Here is a 3158-nt window from a genome sequence, read left to right as displayed (position 1 = left end):
GACGTACCCACAGCAAACAAACCGCCAGCGGTACCCAGTATTACCATTACGATGCCGAACACCGCCTGACCGAAGTGCGTATCGAACAGCTAAACCATACTGAACGCTACGGTTACGTCTATGATGCCCTCGGCCGGCGGATTGAAAAACACCGGCTGGACCGTGACGGCAAACCATGCAACCGCACCACCTTCCTGTGGGACAGGATGCAGATGATTCAGGAAAGCAGTGCAGACAAACGGCAGAGCTTGTATCTGTATACTGGTGATGGCAGCTATGAACCGCTGGCGCGAATAGACAAAAACGGTAATCAGGAACAACACATCTACTACTTCCACACCGACCTGAACGGCATGCCGGAGGAGCTGACGGATGAAGCAGGTGAAATCGTCTGGGAATGCTCATACCAGCTGTGGGGCAAACCGATACAGGAGATTGCCCATAGAGAGATACAACAGAACCTGCGTTATCAGGGACAGTATTTAGACAGAGAAACCGGACTGCACTACAATACTTTCAGGTACTATGATCCGGATACAGGCCGCTTTACTCAGCCGGACCCGATTGGATTAACCGGCGGATTTAATCTTTATCAGTATGCGCCCAATGCGTTTATGTGGATTGATCCTTTGGGATTACATGAAATTTTATCTGACAACGATATAGTATGTAGAGGTGGTACATGTGAAGCTGAAAATTTTAAGAACGGAAATGGTGTTAAGACTGATGCAAACGGAAAATTAAGCGGAGTATCAACTCAAGCAGCACCAGGTGCTGATTTGGAAACTCTGGCAAAAGCTTTTAATCATAATCAAGTAGGCATAGCGACAGTTGGTGAAATTGAGAAAGCAGGTGGTACAATAACTTTAGACGGTGAGTCAAATGTAAAAGGTCCACATAAGATGAATCACGCAACTGTTAGTGGTTTAACTGCTGAACAATTTGAACAGTTATTCACTCCAACAGTGAAAAATCCAGCAAAGAAAAAACCACCAAAGAAAACATCTACGTGTCCATAGACAGATACAACAGAACTTGAGGTATCAGGGACAGTATTCAGACAGAAAAACCGGACTGCACTACAATCCCTTCAGGCACTACGATCCAGATATGGGCCGCTTTACCCAGCCTGACCCGATTGGGTTAGCCGGCGATTCACTCCAACACAGAAAATCCAGGAAAAGCAAAGGAAGGAACTACACATGGTTGCCCAACAAGCACAAACTAATTGTCAAAAAGTAGATATAGGATTAAATAGTAGAATATTTGCAGATTTTGATAATGAGAGAGTTTTAGATTTAGATATTGTTGGTTTAACTCAGACAGATGAAATAAAAAACTATATGGGGGAAACTATCTTCTTAAAAGAAGGTGATTATGTATATTTGTATATGCCAATTGATGAAATTTTGCCAGAGTATCTTTTCTCTGAAGGGTTTGTTATTCCTAATCCATATGAATCTAAACCATACAAATGGTGTTGTAAATTAACAAGAGAACTTGAATATATTGAAGATTATGAATCTAGATATAGTAATGATGAAAAAAACGCTGGTAGCTAAAAGTTATTAGTAGGGAATAAATGAAAAAAAAGAAATGATGCCTAGATTTTATTCTTCCGATTTTTTATTACTATCTTCGTGCAACCATGGCTAAGCCAGTGCATGGAACTAATGAAGAGTACTTTAATTTCAAGTATCGAGAAACTCTGCACAGCCAGGGCAGAATGCACACCAGTTTTAAATACGACCGCACCAGCCGCCTAACCGGTAAACAGACCAAACGTCCGGGAGCAGGCATCCTGCCGGATACCATATTAGACCGCAGCTACAGCTACGACAATCTGGACCGGCTGGTAAGCAAAAAACACAACCGACAGGGACAAAGTGATTACCGCTACGACGTAACCGGACGCATCGAAAGCTGCCGCAACGAAGCGTACTGGGAAACATTGCAATACGATGCTGCGGCCAACCTGCTGGACAGAAGACGCGGTGAAGAAGAAAGCAATCAGAACCTGATCCGCTTTAATCAGCTGCTCAGCTTCCGCGGACTGAAATACAGCTACGACGAACACGGACGAACCCGTAGCAAACAAACCGCCAGCGGTACCCAGTATTACCATTACGATGACGAACACCGCCTGACCGAAGTACGTATCGAACAGCTGAACCATACTGAACGCTACGGCTACGTCTACGATGCCCTTGGCCGGCGGATTGAAAAACACCGGCTAGACCGAGATGGCAAACCATGCAACCGCACCACCTTCCTGTGGGACGGGATGCAGATGATTCAGGAAAGTGGCGCAGACAAACGGCAGAGCCTGTATCTGTATATCGGTGAAGACAGCTATGAACCGCTGTGCCGGAGGAGCTGACGGATGAAGCCGGTGAAATCGTCTGGGAATGTTCATATCAGTTATGGGGCAAACCGGTACAGGAGATTGCTCATACAGAGATACAACAGAACCTGAGGTATCAGGGACAGTATTTAGACAGAGAAACCGGACTGCACTACAATACTTTCAGATACTACGATCCGGATATAGGCCGCTTTACTCAGCCTGATCCGATTGGGCTGCTGGGTGGGTTTAATCTGTATCAGTATGCGCCTAATGGGTTGACTTGGATTGATCCTTTAGGATTCTCAAAGAAAGGGGTACCACATGGCTTTAAGAGCTATGGGCAATTTAAGCAATTTGGTCAAACATTACAGGCTGGTCTGAGTAAATTAGGATATCCTAGCTCAGTTTCATACATGCAAGGAAGTTCTGTATCTGGTGTAAGCTTCTCTACAAGACAACCTTTTGATGTTGGTCGTGTTAGTGATTTTGATGTAGCTATATCACATCCAGAGCTATATCAGAAAGCAGAATCCTTAGGGATAGGAAAAGGTGGACGAACTGGACCAATTGAGATGGGTAGTGATATGGCTAAAGATTTAGGTATAGATGATATTCTACAAAGATTATCTAGAATGTCTGGAGATAGACCTGTAAATGCTATGATTTTTAAGTCTTCAGTTGAAATCAAAGCTAAAGGAAAAGGAATCAGAATTCCAGGGAAATGTGGCGGGCGATAAATGAAAAAATTATATTTTCTAAAATACGGCAGTAATAAATCTAAAAAAGAGATAAGTGAATTGTTGAATAATAA

5 protein-coding genes are annotated in these 3158 nt (G+C 43.6%); all 5 read left to right on the top strand.

The annotated features are described in order from the left end of the window. Window positions 1–1019 (top strand): RHS repeat domain-containing protein (locus GY065_RS12825; RefSeq protein WP_174834459.1); only part of this gene is annotated, 1019 nt, incomplete at its 5' end. A 16-nt stretch (window positions 1020–1035) separates the two neighbouring features. Continuing rightward, complete coding sequence (locus tag GY065_RS13135; protein WP_202984105.1) at window positions 1036–1242, top strand: RHS repeat-associated core domain-containing protein; 207 nt, start codon at window positions 1036–1038, stop codon at window positions 1240–1242. Continuing rightward, window positions 1203–1562 (top strand): hypothetical protein, encoded by a 360-nt coding sequence (locus tag GY065_RS12815; RefSeq protein WP_174834458.1) that lies wholly within the window; start codon window positions 1203–1205, stop codon window positions 1560–1562. Before GY065_RS13135 ends, GY065_RS12815 begins: the two co-directional genes overlap by 40 nt. 164 nt (window positions 1563–1726) lie before the next feature. Continuing rightward, the gene (locus GY065_RS12810; RefSeq protein ID WP_174834457.1) at window positions 1727–2380 is read left to right on the top strand and encodes an RHS repeat domain-containing protein; all 654 of its coding nucleotides are present in this window, start codon (window positions 1727–1729) and stop codon (window positions 2378–2380) included. Next, window positions 2365–3084 carry an RHS repeat-associated core domain-containing protein gene (locus GY065_RS12805; RefSeq protein WP_174834456.1) on the top strand — a complete coding sequence of 240 codons (720 nt, stop codon included), beginning with the start codon at window positions 2365–2367 and terminating at the stop codon, window positions 3082–3084. Before GY065_RS12810 ends, GY065_RS12805 begins: the two co-directional genes overlap by 16 nt. Window positions 3085–3158: the final 74 nt, after the last annotated feature.

It is taken from the genome of Snodgrassella sp. ESL0323, from assembly GCF_013346865.1.
GTDB classification, from domain to species: domain Bacteria; phylum Pseudomonadota; class Gammaproteobacteria; order Burkholderiales; family Neisseriaceae; genus Snodgrassella; species Snodgrassella alvi.
This window is presented reverse-complemented; position numbering and strand designations above follow the sequence as displayed.

What these genes read in the sequence shown, in the direction of transcription:
- GY065_RS12815 (WP_174834458.1), top strand. Translation starts at nt 1,203, where the DNA reads ATGGTTGCCCAACAAGCACAAACTAATTGTCAAAAAGTAGATATAGGA.
- GY065_RS12810 (WP_174834457.1), top strand. Translation starts at nt 1,727, where the DNA reads ATGCACACCAGTTTTAAATACGACCGCACCAGCCGCCTAACCGGTAAA.